Source organism: uncultured Fretibacterium sp., from assembly GCF_938040765.1.
Lineage (GTDB): Bacteria > Synergistota > Synergistia > Synergistales > Aminobacteriaceae > CAJPSE01.
The window spans coordinates 1-1,632 of the sequence record NZ_CALIAA010000187.1; the positions used below are offsets into that span (position 1 = coordinate 1).

Here is a 1,632-nt window from a genome sequence, read left to right on the forward strand (position 1 = left end):
CGGAGTTTACTGACTCGGTAAAAAGGGCCAAGCTCCGAATCGAGATGGAATACGAGAAGGCGCTCCATGGCCGCAGCCCCACGGGGCCGATCTTCGCCCTGAAAAATTTCGGCTGGACCGACAAGCAGGACGTGGAGCTGTCCGGGGGCGTCAAGGTCAAGACCCTCGCCGACCTGATGATGGATGCGGAGAATTGGGAAAAGGAGAAAAAGTCGGTCGAGGCATAGGCTCCGGGGAAACGGCAAGGCGGCAGGACGGATAGGACGGAGAAGTACGATATCAGGGGTGTCCGAAGGTCGGACGCCCTTTTTGCTTAGTCCTAACCCGACATCCTGTCTTGTAGGGGAATGTGCGGTTATGTATAATCATGGACAGAAAATTAAAGGGAGGTGAGGTCATGGCCAAGGCTTTTGACGTTGCAGAATATTTGTTGTCTAAAGCAGACGCCACAGAGAACGACATGACTCACATGAAGCTGCAAAAGCTCCTGTACTACTGTCAGGGGTTCTCCTTGGCCCTCCTTGGGCATCCGCTTTTCCCAGAGGCTATTGAGGCGTGGATTCATGGTCCTGTAGTGCCGGTTGTTTATCAGGCGTTCAAGCATTGCGGGAAAACTCCCATTGAGAGCTCGGGGCTGGGTTCCGTTGATGCTCTCACCTCCGAGGAAAAAGGCTTGATCGACGATGTTTACTCCGTCTATGGGGGATATTCCGCCGCGAAGCTGCGTAACCTGACTCACAGCGAAACTCCCTGGCTTGGCGCGGAGGGCAAGGCCGACAATACCATCACTACGGAATCCATGCGCACCTTTTTCCCGACGCTGCTTGAAGAGACGGCATGAGCGGAAAAATCAAGAGGCGTATAAACTCGGAGAAGATCGCCGAACGAAAAGACCCCGGAGGTTCGTTTGCAGACGAGCCTCCGAAGTTTTCTTTGCGGTATCTCCAGGAGAGTCATAGCATTGTCCGCTGCACGACGGAGGAGCGATTGGGCTTTGTCGACGCCATGCACAAGCGGCGAGATATCCCTTGGAGCCGGCTCGAAACGATGCCTCACGGAGGGTTAGGGTGCGAGGTCATCCGGCACGGTCTGAGGGTTGCACTTCCCAGCAGCGCTAAGGGTAAGTCAATCCTGTCCTTTCGCTTCTCAGGCAAGAAGGCGATGGTCGGGTTCCGGGAGAGGGACGTATTTTATATCCTCTGGTTCGACAGGGACTTTTCCGTGTACAGTCATGAGTAGCCCCCTTGTCGCGTTGCTCTGAATTAAGGAGTCCGAGCCTTGTCGAAACAAAGGGCAAGCGGATGAAAAACGGCCCACAAAATGGCCCACAATCAAAAAATGAAAATACATATTTCATTGCATTGAGCCAATTTACGCGTGTAATTCGCTGGACTCACAGACCAGTCAATCATTTCAATGAACACCATAGAGGCACAAAACCCCTGATTTTTCAGGGGTTTTTCCGCTGAAGTGGGGACGTGGCCCCTGTGTTTCCAATGGATAGGGCGGCAGCGGCATCGTGCCCGTGTCCATGGCCGAGTCTGGATCCGCAGTCGAGAACCGGGGGGCGTTCAGCGCTGTCTGTACGCCCCGCCGCGGCCCAGCAGACCGTCCCACAGGCCCCGGTTCATC

At 54.8% G+C, this 1,632-nt stretch carries 3 protein-coding genes; all 3 read left to right on the forward strand.

Going from position 1 to position 1,632, the window contains the following annotated elements; all coding sequences use genetic code 11:
- Nucleotides 1–227: hypothetical protein (locus tag Q0176_RS06535; RefSeq protein ID WP_299300447.1), on the forward strand; the 227-nt coding region annotated here is incomplete at its 5' end.
- 170 nt (nucleotides 228–397) lie between these two features.
- Nucleotides 398–841, forward strand: coding sequence for a type II toxin-antitoxin system antitoxin SocA domain-containing protein (locus Q0176_RS06540; RefSeq protein ID WP_299300449.1), 444 nt, complete (start codon nucleotides 398–400; stop codon nucleotides 839–841).
- Nucleotides 838–1,239, forward strand: a complete 402-nt coding sequence (locus Q0176_RS06545) for a hypothetical protein (protein ID WP_299300451.1) — start codon at nucleotides 838–840, stop codon at nucleotides 1,237–1,239. Before Q0176_RS06540 ends, Q0176_RS06545 begins: the two co-directional genes overlap by 4 nt.
- The last annotated feature ends 393 nt before the right edge of the window (nucleotides 1,240–1,632 follow it).

What these genes read in the sequence shown, in the direction of transcription:
- Q0176_RS06540 (WP_299300449.1), top strand. Translation starts at nt 398, where the DNA reads ATGGCCAAGGCTTTTGACGTTGCAGAATATTTGTTGTCTAAAGCAGAC.
- Q0176_RS06545 (WP_299300451.1), top strand. Translation starts at nt 838, where the DNA reads ATGAGCGGAAAAATCAAGAGGCGTATAAACTCGGAGAAGATCGCCGAA.